At 61.3% G+C, this 22,810-nt stretch carries 21 protein-coding genes and 1 pseudogene; 3 read left to right on the forward strand and 19 right to left on the reverse strand.

Features of this window, described 5'->3' with window-relative positions:
- Positions 1-166: 166 nt before the first annotated feature.
- The 14 genes and pseudogenes from U5775_RS21290 to U5775_RS21355 form a co-directional block, all read right to left on the reverse strand.
- Entirely contained in the window at positions 167-1,294 is a 1,128-nt protein-coding gene (locus U5775_RS21290) for a porin (RefSeq protein ID WP_322060199.1), read from the reverse strand.
- Between the two features lie 140 nt (positions 1,295-1,434).
- Entirely contained in the window at positions 1,435-2,424 is a 990-nt protein-coding gene (locus tag U5775_RS21295) for an ester cyclase (RefSeq protein WP_322060070.1), read from the reverse strand.
- Positions 2,425-2,454: 30 nt separating this feature from the next.
- Complete coding sequence (locus U5775_RS21300; RefSeq protein ID WP_322060071.1) at positions 2,455-3,285, reverse strand: carbohydrate ABC transporter permease; 831 nt, start codon at positions 3,283-3,285, stop codon at positions 2,455-2,457.
- A gap of 1 nt (position 3,286) precedes the next feature.
- Complete coding sequence (locus U5775_RS21305) at positions 3,287-4,321, reverse strand: sugar ABC transporter permease (RefSeq protein ID WP_322060072.1); 1,035 nt, start codon at positions 4,319-4,321, stop codon at positions 3,287-3,289.
- 38 nt (positions 4,322-4,359) lie between these two features.
- Positions 4,360-5,487, reverse strand: coding sequence for an ABC transporter substrate-binding protein (locus U5775_RS21310; protein ID WP_322060073.1), 1,128 nt, complete (start codon positions 5,485-5,487; stop codon positions 4,360-4,362).
- A 165-nt stretch (positions 5,488-5,652) separates the two neighbouring features.
- On the reverse strand, positions 5,653-6,726 hold the full coding sequence (locus tag U5775_RS21315) for a sn-glycerol-3-phosphate ABC transporter ATP-binding protein UgpC (RefSeq protein WP_322060074.1): 1,074 nt from the start codon (positions 6,724-6,726) through the stop codon (positions 5,653-5,655).
- Between the two features lie 126 nt (positions 6,727-6,852).
- Entirely contained in the window at positions 6,853-7,638 is a 786-nt protein-coding gene (locus U5775_RS21320; protein WP_322060075.1) for an SDR family NAD(P)-dependent oxidoreductase, read from the reverse strand.
- A complete protein-coding gene (locus tag U5775_RS21325) occupies positions 7,635-8,789 on the reverse strand; it encodes an ester cyclase (protein ID WP_322060200.1) in 1,155 nt (384 codons plus the stop codon). Before U5775_RS21325 ends, U5775_RS21320 begins: the two co-directional genes overlap by 4 nt.
- Positions 8,763-10,073: pseudogene (hisD, locus tag U5775_RS21330) on the reverse strand (histidinol dehydrogenase); the annotation flags it as partial. The pseudogene hisD and the gene U5775_RS21325, both read right to left, overlap by 27 nt.
- A gap of 235 nt (positions 10,074-10,308) precedes the next feature.
- Positions 10,309-11,109, reverse strand: a complete 801-nt coding sequence (locus tag U5775_RS21335; RefSeq protein WP_322060076.1) for an HpcH/HpaI aldolase family protein — start codon at positions 11,107-11,109, stop codon at positions 10,309-10,311.
- 16 nt (positions 11,110-11,125) lie between these two features.
- Positions 11,126-12,262, reverse strand: a complete 1,137-nt coding sequence (locus tag U5775_RS21340) for a cupin domain-containing protein (protein ID WP_322060077.1) — start codon at positions 12,260-12,262, stop codon at positions 11,126-11,128.
- A gap of 1 nt (position 12,263) precedes the next feature.
- Positions 12,264-12,899 (reverse strand): alpha/beta hydrolase, encoded by a 636-nt coding sequence (locus U5775_RS21345; RefSeq protein ID WP_322060078.1) that lies wholly within the window; start codon positions 12,897-12,899, stop codon positions 12,264-12,266.
- A 261-nt stretch (positions 12,900-13,160) separates the two neighbouring features.
- Entirely contained in the window at positions 13,161-14,174 is a 1,014-nt protein-coding gene (locus U5775_RS21350) for a LacI family DNA-binding transcriptional regulator (protein WP_322060079.1), read from the reverse strand.
- A gap of 219 nt (positions 14,175-14,393) precedes the next feature.
- On the reverse strand, positions 14,394-15,611 hold the full coding sequence (locus tag U5775_RS21355; RefSeq protein WP_322060201.1) for a sensor histidine kinase: 1,218 nt from the start codon (positions 15,609-15,611) through the stop codon (positions 14,394-14,396).
- Positions 15,612-15,803: 192 nt separating this feature from the next.
- Here U5775_RS21355 and U5775_RS21360 point away from each other — a divergent pair, with 192 nt between their 5' ends.
- A complete protein-coding gene (locus U5775_RS21360; RefSeq protein ID WP_322060080.1) occupies positions 15,804-16,196 on the forward strand; it encodes a response regulator in 393 nt (130 codons plus the stop codon).
- Between the two features lie 23 nt (positions 16,197-16,219).
- Here U5775_RS21360 and U5775_RS21365 read toward each other — a convergent pair whose 3' ends face one another.
- Positions 16,220-16,528: an AraC family transcriptional regulator ligand-binding domain-containing protein gene (locus U5775_RS21365; RefSeq protein WP_322060081.1), complete on the reverse strand. Its 309-nt coding sequence runs from the start codon at positions 16,526-16,528 to the stop codon at positions 16,220-16,222.
- Between U5775_RS21365 and U5775_RS39475 the strand changes: the two genes are divergently transcribed.
- The gene (locus U5775_RS39475; RefSeq protein WP_415913623.1) at positions 16,454-17,329 is read left to right on the forward strand and encodes an MFS transporter; all 876 of its coding nucleotides are present in this window, start codon (positions 16,454-16,456) and stop codon (positions 17,327-17,329) included. The two genes, U5775_RS21365 and U5775_RS39475, sit on opposite strands and share 75 nt — an antisense overlap.
- Positions 17,330-17,389: 60 nt before the next feature.
- Here the strand turns inward: U5775_RS39475 and U5775_RS39480 are convergent, their stop codons facing one another.
- The 3 genes from U5775_RS39480 to U5775_RS21390 all read right to left on the reverse strand — a co-directional run bounded on the left by U5775_RS39480 (position 17,390) and on the right by U5775_RS21390 (position 19,987).
- Positions 17,390-17,944 carry a hypothetical protein gene (locus U5775_RS39480; RefSeq protein ID WP_415913624.1) on the reverse strand — a complete coding sequence of 185 codons (555 nt, stop codon included), beginning with the start codon at positions 17,942-17,944 and terminating at the stop codon, positions 17,390-17,392.
- A 305-nt stretch (positions 17,945-18,249) separates the two neighbouring features.
- On the reverse strand, positions 18,250-19,110 hold the full coding sequence (locus U5775_RS21385; RefSeq protein ID WP_322060202.1) for a transporter substrate-binding domain-containing protein: 861 nt from the start codon (positions 19,108-19,110) through the stop codon (positions 18,250-18,252).
- 88 nt (positions 19,111-19,198) lie between these two features.
- Complete coding sequence (locus U5775_RS21390) at positions 19,199-19,987, reverse strand: hypothetical protein (RefSeq protein ID WP_322060084.1); 789 nt, start codon at positions 19,985-19,987, stop codon at positions 19,199-19,201.
- A gap of 107 nt (positions 19,988-20,094) precedes the next feature.
- Here U5775_RS21390 and U5775_RS21395 point away from each other — a divergent pair, with 107 nt between their 5' ends.
- Positions 20,095-20,997 carry a LysR substrate-binding domain-containing protein gene (locus U5775_RS21395; RefSeq protein WP_322060085.1) on the forward strand — a complete coding sequence of 301 codons (903 nt, stop codon included), beginning with the start codon at positions 20,095-20,097 and terminating at the stop codon, positions 20,995-20,997.
- Between the two features lie 159 nt (positions 20,998-21,156).
- Here U5775_RS21395 and U5775_RS21400 read toward each other — a convergent pair whose 3' ends face one another.
- Complete coding sequence (locus tag U5775_RS21400; RefSeq protein WP_322060086.1) at positions 21,157-22,767, reverse strand: S10 family serine carboxypeptidase-like protein; 1,611 nt, start codon at positions 22,765-22,767, stop codon at positions 21,157-21,159.
- Positions 22,768-22,810 lie beyond the last annotated feature (43 nt).

The raw sequence follows: 22,810 nt of genomic DNA on the forward strand, positions 1-22,810 counted from the left end.
GCGTTCGAGTTCTCTGACCACCGACTGGCTCACGGCTGCGTCGCGATCGGCGAGGCCGTTCCTGAAAAATGAAAACATGCTGGACATGGATAGTAAGTTGGCAACGTTGAGTCTCATCGAGGCTCGCAGGATGTATGCGAGCCTCGCCGTGGAGGCGCTTGCCGCGCTAGAACTTGTGCCGGATTCCCACCATCACAAGCTCTTGCGTGCCCGCGCCAGAGTCGATATCCCATGACCCGATGACCGCCTGCGCCGGACCACTGCCATTGGTGCCACTGGCATGCGCGTAGCCGCCGAACGCGTAGACATCGGTACGCTTGCTCACCAGATAGTCGACTGCCAGGCCTAGCTGATTCTGCTTCGCTGACGAGTCACCCAGTGATTTCATGTACGTGTAGCCGATTTCAGTTTGAAACGCCGGCGTCACGTTCCAGACCGCATAGACCGACCCGATATGGTATTTTTCCGTGCGCGTGAATGCGGATTCGGCATCGGGGCTGTACTCCGAAAAGCTGTAGTAGCCGCCCAGCACCACGGGGCCGATCGTCCAGGCGCCACCGGCACGTGCGATGTTGATCGACCGGGCAGTCTTGTACGCGCTGTTCACCGAGCTGTTGAACAGCGAGCTCGCCGAAGATGTGCCCCGTATGGAGAGGTCTGGATTGCCGTTGTCGATATGCAGGTAACCTGCTGCCGCCGTCACCGATCCGAAGGTGTACGACGCAGCACCGCTATAGGTCTGACCGGACCCCACCGAGCCGGCAACACCACCGAAGGAATACATCGCACCGAGCTGCAAGCCGGCCCAGTTTGGACTTAGCCATTGCACGCCGTTATTGATGCGAATGCTGCTGTCTGCGTTATCGATGTCGCCCGGACTCGTGAAGATCCCGCCGAGATAATAGTCCCCCTGAATGGGCTGAACGATAAAGGTAAGTGGCTCGTACTGCCGCCCGAAAGTAACGGCCCCCCATTGGTCGCTCGAGAGCCCCACAAAGGCCTGACGTCCGAACATCAGACCGCCCTGCCCGAGCTTGCCGGTATTCGGATCGAAGCCGTTCTCAAGCGTGGCGACCACCTTGAGTCCACCGCCGATGTCCTCGCTCGTCCTCAGTCCCCATCTGGATGGCTGCTCGCCACCGTTGGTCATGGCCAGCTGGGTGCTGTGTCCTGCACTGTTATGCACATACATCAGCCCGGTATCGACGATGCCATACAGCGTCACCGAGCTTTGGGCATGCGCGTTCGCTCCTGCTGCCGCCAGACACGCTGCGGCCACGATTTTCAGGTTGATTTTCAAGATCTCCTCCTTAGTTTGCATTACTAAATTATTAAATTGCGTTGACTTCGGTGTGCGACTTCAATAAATCAATATGTAATGCTTATTATTCTGGTCACGGATAAAACCGGGACATCGTTAGCCCCGGATGTCACTCAGCCTTTGGCGCACCCCAGACGGTGCGCATGAATCTGCTTCCAGATGGACACTTCATCCGTGACCGTGTATTCGCTGACCACGCGTCCTTGCGTGACGTCGAGATGGGTCATCCCCATGACGTACACGGCTGCGCCGGTGGGCTCGCCGAAGTGACCGAATCCTGAATGAGTCCCTCTAAGGCTCCAGCGCAATGCGATTCGAACCGGTCTCTCAATATCGCGGTTGACTCGCGCAGCATCAATCTGAAACACGGCATCCGGGAACGATGCCAGATATCCGACAACGAACGTATCGATATCGTCATGGCCATACCGGACGTCACCGCCGGGCGCATGCAACAATGCACCGGAGAAGTACAGGTCACGGACGCCCGACGTATCCTTTTCGCCCCAGATCCGGTGCAGATGCTCAGTGATTGCAAGCACGGTTCCGTCTTCCGGAACCGGATCCTCGAGGGCACTCAGCTGGTCATGTTCGGGCAGGAAAAATGTCACCGCCTGACCGTTCTGCAACTCCCGTTCGACCATCTGCCGCGCAAGCGCAGAAGGCTCGATGCCAAGGCAACGTGCGAACGCGGCCTGGTCGCGCACCAGCCACTCCTCCACGACCTTGCCGCCCTTTACCCAGCAGTCGGCAATGATGCGGCTGCGCACGAGCCGCCCGGTCGCCGGGCCTAGAATCCCATCGCCGGTGTGCCGCATCACGGACGTCAGCCGGTGCGACGACAGGAACGATCCATCGTCATAGCCGGTCCAGATCACGTCTTCGCCGATCAGTTGGCGGTCGGGAAACTGATGCAGCGTCTGCAGCGTCTGCGATACCACGCCTTCGTTGCTGCCTGTAAAGCCGGTTGGCGCGCGAAGAAGAATATCCGCCGCATAGTATTCCTGCAGCTTCCGGCCAATGCCGCGATCTTCCCAGATCTCGCGCGTGATCCCATAGATGTAATCAGGCACGCTCGTGTACTTTCCTGACTCGTACTTCATTCTCTTCCTCTTGTATCGGTTTATCTGCTCTCAACCTTTCACGGCGCCCTGCGTTAATCCGCCGACAATCTGCTTCTGGAAAACGAGCACGAGCACAATGAGCGGCAACGTAATGCTCACCGCGCCCGCGACCCCCTGCATCAGCAAGGAAGTGCTTTCCGTCGAAATGACGTTGGCGATTGCGGCAGGCATGGTCATCTTGTCGGCGTTGGTCAGCGAAGAACTGAACAGAAAATCGTTGTACGCCAGCAAAAAACTGAAAAGGCCGGTTGTGACAATGCCGGGCCACATAACCGGCATGATTACCCGGTAAAAGGCCTGAAACCGGGTACATCCGTCGACGAGAGCCGCCTCGTCGAGTTCGTTAGGAATATTCACGAAGAACGAGCGCAGCATCCAGATCGTGAACGGCTGATTGGTCGCGACCAGCACGAAGATCAATGTGAGGTACGTGTTGCGGATACCGAGCGCGTCGAAAACGGTGTAGAACGCGGGCAGCAGGCTCGACTGGGGAACCGCCCGGAACAGCAGCGCAAGGATCAGCAGCCAGAAGCCCGATACACCTCGGTAGCGCGACAGCCCATAGCCCGCCAGACATCCGACCACCAGTGAAATCGTGACCGTGCAAGCCGTGACAAGTGCCGTGTTCAGGAAATTCCGGTAAAACTCCTTGCCGATCCACAGGTCCCGGTAATTATCGAACGTAAATGGCGCGATCCATCTGACCGGTGTGCTGAAGGCGTCGACGTAGTGCCGGAACGAAATGATGGCGGTCCACAGGATGGGCAGTGCTGCGATCAGTGCCCACAGTACGAGCCCCGTGTAGAGCACGATCGCCAGAGCCAGGTTGCGTTTTTTCATGTCAGATAGCCCTCCGCTGTTCGCGCCACGTTCGCACAAGCAGCGGCGTAAGCAGAACAAGTATTCCGACCAGCGTCAGCATGGCCGATGCACTGGCCTTGAACGGATTGCGTTCGACCAGCAGCGTGTAGTAAGTCAGGTACTGGACGCTGGTGGTGAATGCGCCTTGCGTGAGCACCACGACCGGTTCGAAGACGCGATAGGCGTCCATCACGTGAATCAGCGTGATAAAAACGATCAGCGGCATCAGATGGGGCAGCGTTACGTACCGGAACTTCTGAAGGCGTGACGCGCCATCGATCGTGGCCGCTTCGAGTGCATCGACCGGCACGGATTGCAGGCCCGCGTACAGGATGATGAAGGCGAATGGCACCACCTGCCAGATTCCATACAGGACGATCAGCAGCCGCGCCGACCAGGCATGCGCCATCCAGAATACGTGAACGCCAAAATGCGCCAGGAGGTCCGGAACGAGACCGCCATCCCGGAACAGCCACTTGATCGACAGCGCCGCAATGAGCGGCGTGATGACAAATGGCAGCAGCGACGCGGTGATGAATACGCCCTTCAGGCGTTTCGCTGCACCATTGACGCCCAGCGCCAGAAGCAGGCCGATAACCAGAACGAACGGCAGAGTGGCGAACGTGTAGAACATCGTAAAACGCAATGCGTCGATGAACTCGTTGTCACGGCCTTCGTTCTGTGCCGACGGAGCCGACGTCGTGGCGGCAACGGCCTGCATGCCGCCGCCTGTGCTGGACGCCTCACCGCTGGACAAGCCCAGCACGCGGCGATAGTAGTCGAGCCCGACAAAGCGGCACATCTGGACAGCGCGTCCGCTTTCGTCGAGCTTCACCCGCTGCGACCACGACTCCTGCTTGCCGAACGGTGTGACTTCTTCGATCCTGACCGGCTCCATCACCAGCGTGCAGTTGCGCACCGACAGGTAAAACGTAATGACGAGCGGGGCGGCCAGCAGCAACACCATGATGGCGACGGAGGGACCGACAAACTGGAGGAAGGTTTTCGCTTTCATCTCAATTTTCGCGAGGCGTTGAGGAATGTCCTGACTAATTACTTCAGGTATCCCTTTTCCATCGCTGCCTCCCTGTAGGCTGCGGCGGCTGCATCGAGTGCCTGCTGCGGTGTCCTGGTGCCGACCAGCGCGTCGGGAATGAAGCGGCCCAGCGCACCCGTTGCGAGGCCGAGATACGGCTCGGTCGGCCAGATGGGCGCACCGGCCTTCTCCGACATCAGCACGCCGGTTCCGAAACGTGTTGGCTTGTACACGGAACGGATCCAGATCGTTGCGTCGTTGCCCGCCTTCGTATTGCTCTCGTCCAGCGCGTTCATCAGCACCTGGAAGACGGTGTCGCGATTGGCGGACATGCTCACCGGCAGCGCGACGCCGTCCCACCACAGATGGGTCGCGCTCTTGCCGCCGGGCATGACGGCCGGCGCGGCGGCAAACGCCATCTTGCCGACCACTCTGGAGGCGGCGGGATCATCCATGCGCTGCGCACGGCTCGCCCACAGCACGCCCATCGCGGCCTTGCCCTGCTGGAACTGGTTCATCACATCGTCGGAATTCGATGCGAGATAGTTGGGCGTCATGTACGGCAGCATCGACTTCATCAACTCGATCGTCTTCACGCCGGCCTCGCCGTTGAACGCCGGCGCCGCCGAACCGGGCTGGAACAGCTTGCCGCCGAAGCCCTCGTACATGTTGACGAACTCGGTGGAAATGTCCCATCCCTTGGAGAACGTCTGCGCAATCGGATAGGGAATCGACGGATCTTTGGCCTTGATGATCGCCGCGGCCTGAAGCATCTCCTGATAGGTTGTCGGGACCTTGATGTGATACTTGTCGAAGAGGTCTTTGCGGTAGAAGAGATTCTGCGCATTCTGCTGGAAGGCGATCGCGAGAACCTTGCCGCCCGATTTCACCAGCATGCCGTCTTCGATCCGGTACTTGTCGCGGTATTTATTGACCAGATCGGTGATGGGCTGAAGCTGGTCCTTTGCAGCAAGGCTGGAATACACCTCGCTGGAGATGATCGCCGCATCGAAAACGGACTTGCCGTTCGACGCAAATGCAAGCTCGACCTCTGAGCTGTCGTCCGGGACGACCTTCACCGATGCCTTGATCGCACCGTTGTTGCACTGCTCGATGACCTTTGCAATATGCAGCGCCGACGGCATGGCGCTCGAAATGATGCTGATGTTGCCCGAGCCCTGGATGTCGGTGCAGTCCGCGAAAGCCGGCTGTGCCGCCAGGGCCGCGGTCAGGCCCAGCGTCGCAAGCGACCGGCAACCGTGCAGTGTGCGAATATTCATGCTGTCTCCGATATATGTAGTTGTACGAATTCAATGTGTGAAGCGGATACGCTGTGTGGTTTCTCCGTCGAAGAGGAAACAGCGCTTTGCCTGCGCAGCGAACCCGACGGGCTTTTCGATGTCGGTCCGGAAACTTTTGTCCGCACGCGCGGTAATGAACTGGTGTCCGAGCTTGACTGTCACCGTGGTGGCGTCCCCCAGCAGCTCAAACGAGAACACGTCGCCGCGAATGTCACCGCTGCCGTGCTCCACGACCGACAGGTCTTCCGCCCGCACGCCGAGCACGACGTTCTTGCACGTCAACGCGCCGAATCCCGGTATGGCGATCTCACAGCCCGACGAGCGGCTCTCGAATACGCCATCGCGCAGTTCACCGTTCATCAGGTTCATGGCCGGAGAACCAATAAAGCTCGCGACAAATACATTGTCGGGGTCGTTATAGATCTGCTCGGGTGTACCGATCTGCTGGATCTCGGCCTTGCTCATCACCACCACGCGGTCGGCAAGTGTCATCGCTTCGACCTGATCGTGCGTCACATAGATGGTGGTCACGCCAAGTTCGTGATGAAGGTGCTTGATGTGCGCCCGCATGCTCACCCGGAGCTTTGCATCGAGGTTCGAGAGCGGTTCGTCCATCAGGAAGACCTTGGGTTTGCGCACGATCGCCCGTGCCAGGGCCACGCGTTGCCGCTGGCCGCCAGAGAGTTCCCGCGGGCGGCGCTTGAGCAGCTCGTTCAGTTCAACCTTCGCGCAAGCCTGCATGACGGCGGGATGAATCTGGGCGGAGGGCGTTCCGCGGATGCGCAGCGGAAAGCTGACGTTTTCGTAGACCGTCATGTTCGGATACAGGCCGTAGCTCTGGAACACCATCGCCACATCCCGGTCCTTCGGTTCCAGCTGGTTGACGCACCGGTCGCCAATCCAGATCTCACCGTCCGTCGGGCTTTCAAGGCCCGCCACCATGCGCATGGTGGTCGTCTTTCCGCAGCCCGAAGGACCGAGAAACACGAGAAACTCGCCGTCGGCGATGCTGAGCGACATGCGCTTCACGCCCACCGTATCGCCCCACTTCTTGACTATCTCTTTCAGTTCAATCGCGGCCATGATGTCCTGTCTCCATAGCTGACCGGTGCTTTGCCGTTCCAGACTGGGCGCTTGACGCGGTAGATGGCAACCCGTGCGCAGTTGCCCGACACGCCTCACGCCCGCTAGCTCCCTGTACAACGTTATTCAGACGGCGGTCCAGCCGCCGTCGACCATCAGGGCGGAACCCGTCACCATGGCCGACGCGTCCGATGCCAGGAATACCACGGCGCCCATGATGTCGCTCAGTTGCCCCAGGCGGCCGAGCGCGATCCGGGACGTCACGAACTCCCTGAAACACGGGTCGCCGAACATGTCCGCCGTCATCGCTGTTTCGATAAAGGTCGGGCACAACGTGTTGACCCTGATCCCCTGCGGGCCGAGCTCCCATGCGAGCGCCTTCGTCATGCCCTCCACCGCGTGTTTCGTCGCGCAGTAAAGCGTACGGCGAGGACCGCCAACGTGACCCATCTGGCTTGAAACCGTGACGATCGATCCCGCGCGGCCCGCAGCAATCATGCGTCGCGATACTTCCCGCGTGACATAGAGCGTCGCCTTGAGGTTGAGCGCCGTTACCGCGTCGATGTCCTCGTCCGCTGTGTCGGCAAGCAGCGCAGGACGGTTGGTGCCGGCGCTGTTCACCAGAATGTCGAACGGTTCGCCCTGCGCGAGCCGGGCGTGCACGGCCCCGGCATCCGTCACATCGAGCGGCAGAACGGTTGCCCGCCCGCCACGCTCCTCGATCGCCGCGGCCACGGCCTGGAGCTCGTCTTCCGACCGCGCGGCGAGCGTCACCATCGCTCCGGCCTGCGCAAGGGCCGCAGCCGCGGCCGCCCCAATGCCGCGGCCGGCCCCCGTCACCAGCGCCCGGCGCCCGTCGAGGCTGAAGGACGGCAACGCCGGCAGGCTCAGCGGGGATGAAGCGGTGCTCATGCTGCCTTCCGGGGAACGGGCGGCACCTTCTCGCCCCGGTCGAACGCTTCCCATCCCTCGCCCTGGAACGGATCCACGCCCAGTTGCTGCATGACGTGCGCGAAGTCGACCATCACCCAGTTGTCGACGATCTTGCCGTCGACCACTTTCCAGAAGTCCATGTAGCGGATCTCGACGTTGCGGCCCGTCGGCGCGATGCCCATGAATTCGCCGGAATGCACCGCATGCTGCGCCCCGAAGGCCGCCATCCATTGCCCCTGCACCAGGCGCGCCTCGTCGATACAAACCTTGTCCGAGAATGCCGCCTGGAAGGGGCGCTGCCAGTTGTTCTTGAACTCGCTCACGCCCCGCTTCGTGCCACACCCCGCATTGCCCATCCAGCGGAAGTCACGGGCAAAAAACGCTTCGATGCCTTCGATCGTGTGATCGTTCAGGCCGTCGACCATGGACTCGATCACGCGCTGTGTCTCCGCCGTGCGCGACAGGTCGTTGTCACGCGTCAGGTAGCCCTGCTGCGGACGCGCGCCCTTGCCTCCGGCCGCGAAGGACGACGCTTCGTCGGGGTTCGTCGCGGCAATACGCGGACCGCCGTCAAGCTTCTCCCAGCCGTGGCCGCCGAACGGGTCCTTGCCCAGCTGCTGCATGACGTGCGGGAAGTCGACCATCACCCAGTTGTCGACGATCTTGCCATCGACCACTTTCCAGAAGTCCATGTAACGGATCTCGACGCGCTTGCCCGTCGGCGCAACACCCATGAAGTTGCCGGAGTGCACGGCGTGCTGGGCACCGAACGCGGCCATCCACTGGCCCTGGACGAGACGCGCCTCGTCAACGCAGACCTTGTCCGAGAACGCCGCCTGGAAGGGGCGTTGCCAGTTGTCCTTGAACTCGCTCACCCCCTGCTTCGTGCCGCATCCCGCGTTGCCCATCCAGCGGAAATCGCGAGCGAAGAACGCTTCGATGCCATCGATCGTATGGTCGTTCAGGCCGTCGACCATGGACTCGATCACGCGCTGCGTCTCCGCCGTGCGCGAGAGGTCGTTATCGCGCGTCAGATAGCCCTGTTCGGGACGCGCCCCCTTGCCACGGCGGCCCGTCACGCTTGCCGGCTCCAGCGCTTCGCGCGCCGCGACCGGCTCGTACCACGGCACGTCAGCGCGATCGCCATACCGGCGCACGCGGATATTGGCCTGCTCGCCGTGTCCGGCGAAATTTTCCATGTGGCACAGGCGGGAACAGTACTCGCCGATCATGGCCGAAGCGGCGTCGCTCGTGACTTTCTGATACGTGCAGGTCTTGAGAAACTTGCCGACCCACAGGCCGCCCGTGTAACGCGCGCTTTTGTTCGTCGGCAGCGTATGGTTGGTGCCGATCACCTTGTCGCCAAAGCTCACATTGGTGCGCGGACCGAGGAACAGCGCGCCGTAGTTCGTCATGTGCTCGAGGAAGTAGTCGGGATTCGAGGTCATGACCTGCACGTGCTCGGAGGCGAGCTCGTCTGCCTTCTGCACCATCTCCTCATAGGTGTCGCAGACGATGATCTCGCCGTAGGTCGCCCAGCTGGCCGCTGCAATGGAGGCAGTCGGCAGCTTCGTCAGTTGACGCTCGACTTCTTTCAACGTGTCCTGCGCAAGCTTTTCGCTGTTCGTGAGCAGCACGGCGGGCGACGTCGGTCCGTGCTCGGCCTGCCCGAGCAGGTCGACTGCGCACATTTCGCCATCCACGCTCTCGTCGGCGATCACCAGGGTTTCCGTGGGACCGGCGAACAGATCGATACCCACGCGCCCGAACAGCTGACGCTTGGCCTCCGCCACGAACATGTTGCCCGGCCCGACGATCATGTCGACCGGGGCGACCGACTGGGTCCCGAGCGCCATGGCCGCCACGGCCTGCACGCCGCCCAGCACGAGGATTTCGTCCGCCCCCGCAAAGTGCATGGCCGCGACGATTGCCGGATGAGGCGCGCCCTGATAAGGAGGCGCCGTGGCGATGACACGCTGCACGCCTGCAACCTTCGCCGTGAGCACGCTCATGTGCGCCGATGCAATGAGCGGATATTTGCCGCCCGGCACATAGCAGCCGACTGCGTTCACGGGAATGTTCCGGTGACCGAGAATGACCCCGGGCAGGGTTTCCACCTCGACATCACGCATGCTGTCGCGCTGGATCTGCGCAAAGCGCCGGATCTGCGTCTGCGCAAAGAGGATGTCTTCCGTTTCGCGCGCCGACAGCGTGCGCACAGCCTTTTCGATCTCGGCCGGCGAGAGCCGGAAATCGCGCGGGTCCCAGTTGTCGAAGCGGCGGCTGTATTCGCGCACGGCCTCGTCGCCGCGCTGCCCGATGTCCCCGAGGATGGACTCGACGGTCTGTCGCACCTGCGTGTCGTCCTGCGCACGCAATTGGGCATCCTTGCCACGCTTGAGATACCGGATCATTTCGTCTCCTTGAATCGTTATCCAGATGTAAAAATGCATTCGTATGCAATATCGCTTGTGAAGCCGGCCTCTTCGAGCCGCGCCGCGCTAACTTGTGATACTGCTGCTTGGGTTTTGTTTTGCTTACCGGAACGCAACCAGTCGGTGCTGGCGGCATCGATGCATTCGTATGCAATCGAGTTTCATTGCAGATTGCATCAGCCAATTTCGTTTGTCAATGCGGGGCCGACACCCTTCAATACGCGAGTTTCCGGCATGCGTGCGAGGCGGCTTCGCCGAACGCACGCGTAATCAACGCAGTACTGACGGTCGCGAAATAACGTGCGCCCCACGCCGCGTAGCGCTCCTCCTCTTCCTCGCTCATGGCAAGCATTCCCCCGCAGCCACCCGCACCGCTGATCGCACGCAGGCCGCGCTCGATCAGGCTCTGAACCGCTGGGGCTGACCAATCCGGCCCATAGCCCATGCTGTGCGACAGATCGTTCGGGCCGATGAACACCGCATCCACCCCAGGCACGCCGGCAATTTCCGCCGCGTTTTCCAGCGCCTGCGGAGTCTCCAGCATCACGACCAGGGCAACGCCTTCGTTACTGCGGGCCGTATGCGATGATCCGCCGAACGCGCCGTAGCCGGCCGCGCGACTGCTGAACGCGACGCCACGCTGGCCACCGCCGGATTGTCCCGTGGGCCACGGATAACGGACCCGCTGCACCAGGGCGCGCGCCTGAGCAGCCGTGTTGACCATGGGGACCTTTACGCCGCTCGCACCCATGTCGAGAATTCGCGCAATATCCGCCTCGAAACAGCGCACGATCGCCGGTATCGCGCTCGCGCGCGCGGCACGCAGCATATGCTCGGTCAACTGGAGATCAGCCGAGCCATGCTCATTGTCGAGTACGACGAAATCAAAGCCGGCATAGCCGCACATTTCAACAATCGCGGGCGACGGCAGGCCATTGAAAATTCCGCGCAGCCTTTCCCCGCTCTTGAGCATGGCAGGCAGCCGGGTATCAAGCGGACGGTTATGTTCGAGCACGATGGGTTGGCTCCGCTTAACGTTGCGACCGGTCGATGAAGCGCTTGGGCGCGACAAAGCCACTGGCATCGAGCGCGCGATCACGCCCCGCCGCTGCCTCGACAACCTCGTCATGCCACTGGATGGCCTTGCGATGATCACCTTCGGTGATCACGACCGCCAATGCGTCGGCGCTGCCCGTATTGCGCAGGGTGCGCCAGCAGTCGCCCGGGATCGAGAAACTGTCCCAGGCATCGTGTTCGCCCTTGAGCGTCTGCGTAACCGGACCCTCAGCGGATTCGACATTGAGGTCGATCTGCCCGGACCGGACAATGAGCACCTGCTTTTCCTTCACCCGGTGCGTGGATACGCGCCCGCCCGCCGGGATTTTGAGCCACTCCAGCGAGAAGCCATGGGCGTTCGCGACGGGCGCCTGATGATCGCGGTCCTGCGTCATGCCGAGCCCGATGACCGGGGCAAGCGAAGCGCCGCAGCCGTCGAGCGCCGAGTCCAGCAGCGCCTGACGCGACCAGGCCAGATCGGCGAAACGCACGATGCGCTGTTGCATGTCCTGCGCCGACCAATGGCGCAGCGTCTTCATCTCGTCCGGCGTCATCGGCTGCAAAGGGCGTACGCCGTCGGCGAACGTCTGCCCCCGGCTTTCATCGATGATCTCGTATCTTTCGGTCAGGTACACGCCTTCACGCGCAGCCGCCTCGAGCGTCGACGGCCCCCACAGGATGCCACCGGTATCGTTCCCGCCGAGCGCGGTGAACATGAAGCCGTCTTCCTTCCCCGTGTTTCTGAATCCGCGATAGATCCAGGTCGGCACCGAGCAGATGTCGCCGGAATCCAGTTGCGCCGTCAGTTTTTCCGGATTGAAGCCCCAATGCAGCTCCCACTGACCGCGCGTGCAGATGAATACCTCGCACGTGAAGTGCATGTGCGGCGGATTGGTCACGCCGGGCGGCATGGCCACCCCGCCGACCTGGAAGCCGTGCGGTTCGCGCAGGCTGACCGGCTGGTTCGGGTTCTGCGAGACGCCGGGGCCGATGAGCGCATAGTTGTACTTCGGCGCGCAGCCTGGAATCCGGTAGTCGATGAAGGCGTCGGTACAATACCGGAGGCTCGAAAACGGAATAAATCGCTGCCTGATGGCATGAGCGGTGGTCAATTCAGACTCCTTGTTGACAAACAACGGGCTCGCGCATCCATCCGGCGAGCGCCCGACCGAGTTTCGCTGGCTCTTCCAGCATCAGAAAATGACCGCACCGGGAGAATTCAATCCAGTGCGACTGGCGATTCGCAGCGACCATCAGGCGCTGCTGTGCACGCGTACAGATTGCATCGCGCGCACCGCTGACAATCAGGGCAGGCCCGCCAAACCCGCTCAGCGCCCGATATCCGGCCGGGCGCTCGGCGGCCCATTGAAACTGTGCCGTGGCTGACTTCGATGGCGTGCGCGCGGCCATGGCGTGAAGCAGCGCGCCTTGCTCCCGCCGCACGCGCTGGCGATGAAAATAGCGCGGTTCGAGCGCGCCAATCACAGCCCCTGCGCCGCCGGCTCGCCAGAGGCGCGCGAGCCGGCGATTGCGCCTGCGTATCGCTGGCGTGCCGGGCTGCGCGTTACTCGCAATCAGCGCGACGCGCTCGATGCGTTCGGGAATGCGTCGCAACAGTTCAAGCGCGAACATGCCGCCAAGAGAAAAACCGGCCACGGAAAATCGCTCCGGCAGGCGCTCAATGAGCGCATCGAGCCACTGCTCGCGACACTTCAGCGAGGCCATGTCAACGATATGCACCGCAGACATCGTCCTCAGAATCCGGACCTGCCGCTCGAAGATGCGTTCATCGCACAACGTGCCCGGTATCAGGACGAGCGCGGAGCGTGCCGGCGCGACCGGACTGTGCGAGCTTCCAGGAGGCTGCACGGCTTGCGGATTTCCGGCTCGGTCTGAAGACCGGCGAGCGATCCGTGTTCGCCTGATTGTCACTCTATTGACTCCGTCACATAAATTTGTAGTCCGAACTAATTACCCGGCATCGAAACAGCATCGACAGCACTCATGCCGTTACGCGGGCGAAGAAGCGCGCAATATCAGTTCGACCGGGACGACAACGTCCTTCGCCGGTTGAGGCTGATCGGCATCGCGCAGGTAGCCATGCAGGAGGCCGACGGCCGCTTCCACCATGTCCGGCACCGATTGCCGCACGGTGCTCAGCTGATACGATTGCCATTGCGCCTGCGGGACGTCGTCGTAGCCGACGACACAGACCTCTTCCGGTACGCGCAAGCCGAGCTCATGGCGCAGCACGTCCATCACCGAGAAAGCCATGTGGTCGCTCGCCACGAACACAGCGTCCGGACGCTCTCCCGACAGACCAAACAACTCGTGCGTCGCGTGGCGCGCTTCCGACTGGTTATAGTTCCCGACCGCGCGCGCAAAGATCCGCTGGCCGTGTCGGGCCAGCTCCTCGCGAAATCCGCGTTCGCGCTCCAGATTTGTTGAGGACTCCTCCTGGCCGGCAATGTAGGCGATACGCCGTTTGCCCTGTCCGACGAAATGGGCGGCCACGAGGCGCCCGCCCTCGACGTTGTCCGAGCGCACCGAGCTCACTGTGCTGTCGATGCTCGACGACATCACCCGGTTAAACAGCACGACGGGAATGTCGGAGTCGGCGCACAGTCCTGCAAGGGTCGACGAGAGCGTCGCATCGGCGAGAACGATGCCGTCGACGTTGTACTGCAGGACTTCCCCGATCAATTCATCGGCATTGTGCAGGTCCGCAACGAACATCAGGATGTGGTATCCATCACGTTGCAGGCGCCTCGCGAGCTGCTCCATCGCCACCGAGATGAACAGGTTTTCGAAGTAGCTCAGGACAAGCCCGATGATCCGGGAACGGCCTGTGATCAGGCTTCGCGCATGGGCGTTCGGACGGTATCCAAGCTTGCGTGCCGCCGCCAGGACCTTCGCCCGCGTGGCCTCGGCGACACTGGCTCCAGGCGTAAAGGTCCGACTGACCGCGGACTGCGATACCTGCGCAAGACGTGCGACGTCGACGGAAGTAACAGGAGTTTTCATCAGATCGGTCGTTTTCTGGGATCACCCGCGGAGAAACTGCTGGCAATCCCTTATAAGCGGAAAGTATGAATACGTATGCACACGGGCGAACAACCTTGCTGGACGTAAATGTAGCGGTGTTTCCACACAAAGTAAACATTCTTGATTACGTATTCAATTGTCCGTCCATCGATCTGCGATGGACGGGCTGGCGACCCCAGCCTGTCCCGGGACAAGGCGTTACGCCTCCCCGCAAAGCGCGACCGGGAAGCGGATTTCAAACCGCGTACCGCAGCCTTCACGAGATTCGAAATGGATCTCGCCGCCCAGCACCCGGCAGAGCTCCTTCACGATCGCCAGTCCGAGCCCCATGCCGGGAATATCGTCGCCTGCGGCTCGCTCGAACTCCTCGAACACGCGCTCCCTGTCCGCCGCGGCAATGCCCGCTCCCGTATCGGTGACCCGCATGTACCAGTGATGCTCGCCGTCGCGCCCCATCGCCAGCTCGATGTCCCCGGCGTCGGTGTATTTGGTTGCGTTCGTCAGCAGGTTCAGTGCGACCTGCTTGAGTTTCAGGCGATTCGAGAAAACGGGCTCGTCGCCCGCGTCGAACCGCACTCGCAGGCGCAGCCCCTTGGCCTCGATCGCGGGCCGGCACGCCGTAGCCAGTTCGTCAAACAGCTCGCGTAGCTGGACCGGCTCGACCGCGAGCGGCGCGCTGTCGCCCAGGACGACGGAATATTCGACCATGTCGTCCACCAGTTGCTTCATGTCGGCCGCCTGCCGCATGGCCAGTGTCAGTCCGGCCTCCGCCTTCGCCGGCACACGGGAAATGAGCTGCAGCGCCACCGAAAACGCGTTCAAAAAATTGCGCAGATCGTGGACCACGCTGCGCGTAATCTGCATGCGCGATTCGTGCAGGTCGCTGACCAGTTGCTGCCTGAGCATCAACTCGTGATTGGCCCGCTCCAGCACGCCCGTGTACTCTTCGATCCGGCGATCACGCTCGCCAACGGCCTCCTGGATCGAGTTCACCGTCACGAAGCTGATGGCTTCATCGACCATCCGGCGCGCCTGCCGCTCATACAGCCGCGTAAATGCACCGTTCACCGTGGCAAACTCCTCGCCGGCGTCGATCAGCACCTGGCGAAACAGATCCAGTTCCCGGACCAGTTCCTCGATGCGATAGCCCTGCCGCCAGCGCACCTTGCCATGCCTGCGGGCATCCTGTTCGATCGACGCTTCGATTCGCTCCAGATCGCGGGCCTCGAGCGCCACGCAAATGCCCTCGAAGATTTCGGGCAGATGGTCGGCAAGCTGCTCGTACGTCAACCGGTCCGCATCGACGAGCGACTCGTCGGCGGAAACGGCGGCCATCCAGACCCCGGTCAGGCGTTCGCGTTCCTGCCGCAGGTAATGGGCAAACTCCCGATGCAGCGCGCCCCCCGGTTCGTTCATCATCCCCGTTCTCCTGACAATTTGAAATGCCGCGGTGCAGCACCGCCCGCTCATGCAGTTCATGCCGGTCGTGGACAGGCGGCAAAATTTACACAACCGGCACACGACGGACCCTATCTTATTACCGGTCGCGGATCGCGCGGAACAGGGATTGCTCGACTGTCAGGGACGCAAGATTGCGGGCCGTCTCTCATGTATTTCATCCTGCTGGTGGACGACGAACCTGAGATTTTGACAGCATGCCATCTCATCCTGAGCAACGCCGGATATGAGGTCAGGTGCGCTAGCCATGGCCTCGAGGCGCTCGAATGTATCGAGCAGCATGTGCCGGATCTGATCATCACGGACTGGACGATGCCGGTCATGGACGGCGCGGAACTGTGCCGGCGCATCCGGGCACGCCCCGAACTGGCCCATGTCCCGCTGCTGATCCACACGGCGACATCGATTTCGGTGCAGCCGGAGCACGGACACTGTGCCTGCCTGCGCAAGCCCGCGCCGGTCGATCTCTTTCTGGCAACGGTCGGGCAGCTCTGTGAGGGCATCTGGCCCCCGCCCTCTCCCCCGCAGACAGGCGCCTCGTGATCCCTCGTGATCCCTCGTGATCATCAGCCGGTGTTCTTGCGTTTCGCCGGCGCGGCGGCGGCCGGCTTCCTCTGCCGCCCCGCGCGCGGACTCAGCTCCTTCGCCTTGTACTGACCCGGACTGCATCCGAAGCGCGACCTGAACCATCGCGTGAACACACGCTCCTCGCGAACGATGGCAACGTTCGCCTCCTCCTCGACGCTGATGAACAGCGCCTCGTTCTGCAGATGGTTGTAGCGTGCCGCGGCGCTCAGCGCATGGCGAAGCGTTGGCTCGTCGCGCACGGCAAGAGCAAGCGGACCGAGGTTCGATGCCCGGCGCGTTTCGGCCATGCGCTCGGGGCAATCGGCGCCGCGATCGCGCTATGCCTCGCACTCCTGAAGGATGATCGCGTACACGACGCCGGTGCTTCGCGCGGCGCCCCTTTCGCCGCGCAGTTGCGCGAAGTCGTGGGCACCGTGCGCAGCAGTCCCGCACTGCAACTGGCGATCGCGGGATTCGTTCTCGCCCATATGGTCTTCGTCGGGCTCTCGTTCGCGCAGCTTTGGCTCGTGCGCGAACGCGGGCTCGAGCCGGGCGGCATCGCCCGCATCATCGGCGGCGTGCAGATCGTCTTTGGCACGCTCGGCGCCATCGTGGGCGGCACGGCGGGCGATCGTTTCGCGCGGCGCTGCGCCGGCGGGCATGCGGGATTCATGGCGCTGCTCATGGGCCTCTGCGCGCCGTTGATGGTCTGTTACCGCTTTGCGGCAGCAGGCTCGCCGTTGTTCTACGCGGGCATGTGCGCAGGCGCCTTCCTGCCGCTCGCGCTGTATGGTCCGGCCATCGCCGTCATCCAGGGTCAGGTGCCGACGCATATGCGATCGACGATCACGGGCCTGACGATGACGCTCATTAACGTCTTTGCCATCGCACTCGGGAATTTTGTCGCCGGCGCCCTGAGCGGCCGGCTCGCCGCAGCGGGCGTCCATGGGCCGCTGACGCTGGTTCTGCTCGGAACCGACCTGTGCGCCATTGCCTCGCTGCCCTGCTTCGTCGCACTGGCGCAATGCTCCCGCTTGCGGGATCAGCATGGCGATGCGAATCTGAAGCACTTCAGTACCGATTCGCCCCGGCAACAACCGCAGAACTGAAGGAGTGCCAACCGTGAGAAGCACCATCGAGCAATCCCGGTCGGGCGAGCGGCCGCTGGCTCAGGCTGGCGCCGACCTCGCGATCTGAGACGTCGACACCGCGGCCCTCGACGCCACGCGGCGGCGCCGTAATTTGACGGGGTCGTTCGCGCGAGCATCACTCCCCGCCACGGCCGCTGCGGCATCGCACGGTATGACGGCCAAGGAAATTCGCGCGGCCAATCGCGCGTTGCGCAGGAACGTGTATGCCGCCATCGTCAAGCACAAAGAGATCGAAGCGGGCGACATCAGCATCGTGGCGAAGGACGGCGCGGTGACGCTCAACGCTATCTTCTTTGATTCCGCGTCGCTTCTTTGCTTCTTGAAGAATCCGGCCGGTTTCGCGCAATTCTTTTCGACGAGCTCTTCGAGGGTCTCGGATCCACCATATTTTTCCAAGGGCACACCGGAACTATCGGTGACATTCTTGAGCGCGTTATTCGTCAGGCGCGCGGTTTTTAACTTGCCCTTCAACTCATTTAGCGTCTTGTCAGGGTCGAGCTTGGGAGACCTCATATCATCCAGGATACCCTTCACGGCCTGGCGAATGGTGAGAACTTCAGGTGGCGTGGACATTTATGGTTGCCTCCACTTATATAAAACGCGGCCCATGGCTGCAACCACTGAGTCACCTGGGCGCACTCCTGCCGTGTGGGATTAGCACGGAGCGACAGCCGTTTCCTCTGGCCGATCATGCTCAATACATCTAACGAGCGCGTTCCAGGTACTCGTCAATTAAACAAGTTTCGATAGATATCGTTCGCCGTATGCATTTGCAAACGTTGAGGATGACCGTTAAGAACAAGCGCTGGATGCCATCGCTCGAAGCACAAGCGCAGTTGCTCGTTCAGAACCGCTGTCATCAACTGATGCTCCTGCCATCACGGCGTGATATTGATGCTGAACCATTTCTGGGACAGTCTTTTCACCGTGCCATCGGCGAGCGCGGCGGTAAGCGCGGCATCAAATTTCGCCTTCAATTCGCCGTCTTCTTGACGGAACGCGAGCGCCTCCCCTGGCCCCCAGATCGTCCCGCCGATCTTCGGCCCAACAAAGGCAAGGGACTTATTCTCCGGCTGCTTAAGGACCGCTGTGAAATAGCTCACGTCATCGAATGCGACGTCGATGCGCCCAGACGCGAGATCAAGATCGCGCTCCGGGGACTTCTTGTACTCGCGAATAGTCGCGATGTCCTTGAAGTTCTTGTTGATGAAATCGGTGTACGCCGTACCAATCTGAATACCGATCGTGCGCCCCTTCAAGGCTGCGCGCAGTCGGTCAACGGCGGCTTTGTCCGCCTTCGGGTCACCGGTCAGCTTGAGCACTTCAGCGGGACCGCCAAGCGCCGACAGCATTTTCGGATCGGCCGAAACGAAAGCGCCCGGCGTCAGTGCGTAGGGCCGCGAAAACGCGATCACTTTCTCGCGCTCCGGCGTAACCATGATGGCGTCCATCAGTACATCGAATTTGCCCGCTCGCAGGCCCGGAATCATCGCATCCCAGTCCTGCGCGACCAGCTTGCATTCGATCTTGATGCGCGTACACAGATTCTGCATCAGTTCGGGCTCGAAGCCGCCGAGCTTGCCGCCGGGCAAAGTGATATTCCACGGTTCATACGACCCTTCGGTGGCGATGGTGACCGACGTCCAGTCTTTCGCCTGTGCCGACGCGGCCAATGTCATCGACGCACCGCATACGGCTAACGCGACAAGCCGGCCCAACACTCCACGCTTGATAAGCATCATCAGTCTCCGCTCATGATTTTCATTCATTAACTTCGTTATGCATATTAATTTTTTCAGATCATCAGATTGCATTATCGGGCAATGGCTACGCCGCCCGTCCGTAAAACCCGAGTTTCTCTTCGTCGCTGAACACGACACCCGATTTTTCATAATAGGAGAAGACGGCAATCATCCTCTCGCGGTTTCCGCGCACGCTGGTGACACGGTGTGCCGTATTCTTGCCCCTGAACACGTTCAGATTGCCGGCCTTGAGCCCGAGGCTTTTGACATTCGCGTCGCGTCCCTCCAGCAGTCTTGCGACGCCATCATAGTTCGGATCGTCGTCCGCCCGCAGATCAGACCGGTATTCGAATTCCCCGCCCGCTTCCGGCTCCTGCAACAACAACGTGGTGGTGAATTCCGCCCGGTCGAAATGCCAGTTCAGGGTCTCGCCCTCGCGGTACGACATGACGTTCACACGCGCCAGCGGATCCTGCATCACGTGAAGCGAACGCTTGCCCATTGTCGCAGCCAGGAAATGCACCAGAGGCTCATATTCGTAGATCGCCAACACGATGCTCCCGGGAATCTGATCGGCGCACACGGTGTGGCTCACGGTTTCGACCTCGCGAAGTGCCGGGTGGCCCGCATAGAGCTCCGGAATCTCAGGCTTGAAGTAGATGTTGTGCAAGCGCTTGTGGGTATGGGATTGTGTGTCCATCACAGGCCGAATCTCGGCAACCGCTTTTTCCGCCACGCCGGGTAAAAGCAGTCCTTCCAGATTGAACATGCCACTCTGCGCCAGATCGGCAATCGAACGATTAACCAGATCTTGCCATTCGGCGCTGCCAATTTGATCCAACGGGTACCGCTCGAGATTCAAAATGTCATGCATCTTCGCCTCCTCAGGTAGTGAGAAGAGAAGATATCTTGGAAAAATCTTTCTTTCAACGGCACAAATTGTTAGTCTAGCGATAGAAAAACTTTTGCTTGAGACGCGAGATGTCGAGACTTCCCCCGCTGAATGCGGTCAAGGCGTTCGAGGTGGCAGCGCGAATGGGTGCGTTCGCTTTGGCGGCAACTGAACTCGGCGTGTCGGCAGCAGCCGTGAGTCAACAGGTTCGAAATCTCGAGGACTATTTGGGCAAGCAGCTCTTCGTGCGAACCGGCAATCGCATCACGCTAACCGATGCCGGTCTCGCGATTTACCCGCAGACCGCGCGCGCGTTGAATGATATCGCCGCCATGACCGTGCGTATTCTGGAGGGCGAGATGCGCATGCGACTCGTGGTCAGCGTACCGATATCTCTCGCGGAAACATGGCTCGCGCCCAGGCTTGCCGAGCTGCTCCAGCTTTTCCCGCAGATGGCGATCGATGTTCGCGTGGAGGACGATCCTGTCGACGTGGTGCGCCAGGATATCGATCTCCGGATCAGCTACGGCGACTATCACTACCCCACACTTGCCGCTATCCCGCTGGTTCACGACGAGGTTCTGCCGGTTTGCGCGCCGGACTTCTGGTACAAGCATGGCAACAATGAATTCGACCTCGCGCAGCTTCACGAGAGCCTGTTTATCCACACCAACTGGGGGCCGAATTATGCGTCTCATCCCACGTGGAGCGACTGGTTCGAGCAGTCCGGCACCCGCACCCATCCCGATCCTTCACGCGGGCGCCGTGTCGGGCTTTCCAGCCTGGCGATTGCGTCGGCGAAGTTGGGGCTGGGCGTGGCGCTCGGGCAAAGAGTCATGGCGCGAGCGGACCTGGAGGCGGGTCGTTTGATTGCCTTGTCGTCGACGTCGCTTCGACTCGGGCATCCCTACTGCGCTTTCGTTTCGGGCGCAAAGTCGGACCGTGCCGACATCAAGCGGCTGGTGGCGCTGCTCAGCGACAACGCACCATGATGCCTCGTGCATGCGCCGTCTAAAACCGCGCCAGCGAGGTGAAACCGCGACGCCGGATTCATCATCGCTCCGCGCGCGCAAGACCGTCTATCCCAACGCCGCCTGAACCGCAGCCAGCAGGTTTTGGCCTTGAGGCCTCCCCCATCCCGATGCGGCGCCTTAATACGGAGTGCGATTCAATCGCCTGCGATATCGTGCAACGCCTTCGGCAGCCGTCTGCTCCGGCTGAATCGCGGCCCTGATGGCGGCGACATGGGCTTGCGCCTCTCCGAAGAAAGACGAGAGGTCGGTCTTCATCGCGGTTCTCGATGCGTTGTCGAGATAGACCATATGCCCCGAGGGATAGTTGTGGACCGACAGGTTATGTTCGATCTGCTCGCTGCCCAGGGGCATGGTCTGGAAAGTGATGAATGTCTGGAAGAACGGCGTCACGGCATCGTAATACCCGTTGGCCGAAAACACCCTCAGGTAGGGATTGACGGACATGGCGGCAGCAAGATCGCCTGCCGTGTACAGCGTCCCCGCTCCCCCCTTCTGCGCACCCGTCGGGTCGATATGGCCGAAGTCCCAATTCTCGAAGGCCAGGTCGTTCAGGTCCATGAAGGGCGATATCGACGTGTATTGCAATTCGTCGTTGAGGTACATATTCCACATGGCCGTATACACGCCATCGACGGCGGCCATCGTGGGATCGTTACTGCCCGAGTCCGGCGCGACGAATTCGGCAATGCCCGTGTCGACTCCCGTCACGCGGCCATCGTAGGCGCCCACGGCCAGCCCGGCATCGAGCAACAGGCTCGTCAGGAAAGCCGAGCCGTTTCCCATGGAAGGATCGAGCTGCCAGTATTTGAGGACCATGGGCGGGATGCCCAGTATGTCGCTCAGATGCTGCAGCACGCCTTCGTCGACGTCGGGAAACGCATTGATTGCATTCGCATACGGACCGCTCGCGAACACGCATACCTCGTCCATGAACTTGGGCAAATCGGGGGGCACCGGAGACAACGAGACTTTCTTGTGGAACCACGCGTCGGCCGCGAAAGTCGGGAGGATGCCGATCGGGTTGCCCGTCTGCGAATAATCGAGAATCGAAGACTGCAGGACCACGCCGTTCAGATCGACACCGTCCTCGTGCAACAGCCACGTGAGCACACAGGTGCGCGGCGTTCCATAAGATTCGCCAAACAGATACTTGGGAGAATTCCAGCGGTTGAACACGGTCAGATAACGCTTGACGAACTGCTTGATGCAGCCGGCGTCCTCGTCCACGCCCCAGAAGTCCTTATTGGTGCGAGGCTCGACCGCGGTCGAGTAACCGGTGCCGACCGGGTCGATAAACACAAGGTCCGTCTGATCCAGCAGACTATCCGCGTTGTCTTCGAGTTCATAGGGCGCGGGGGGCGTAAAGTTCGGCATGCTCGTCTTGATGCGCCGCGGTCCGAATGAACCGAGCAGCAGGAAAACCGACGAAGAGCCGGGACCGCCGTTATAGAAAAAGGTAACGGGTCTCGAAGACGGCGTCGCATCGTCGGCGGTGAACGCCACGTAGAACAGTTTGGCGCCTGGCCGCGAGCTGTAGCTGTCGGTCGTGACGAGATGACCCGCTCGTGCCGTATAGGCAATCGACTTCCCGTCGAGCTTCAACGTGTGATGCGTGATGGCCGCGTTTTCGCTGACATCGCTGATCGAATCGTCGGGCCCATATCCGTATGGCGTGGTGTCGACAAGTGGCTGGTCGGGCGGCGCGCCGTTCTTTGCAGTTGCATTCATCACTGATCTCCGCTTTCAGTTCGGTCGAGGCATGCCGGCGCTT

Origin of the sequence: Paraburkholderia sp. J63, from assembly GCF_905220245.1 — a bacterium.
Classification (GTDB): Bacteria; Pseudomonadota; Gammaproteobacteria; order Burkholderiales; family Burkholderiaceae; genus Paraburkholderia.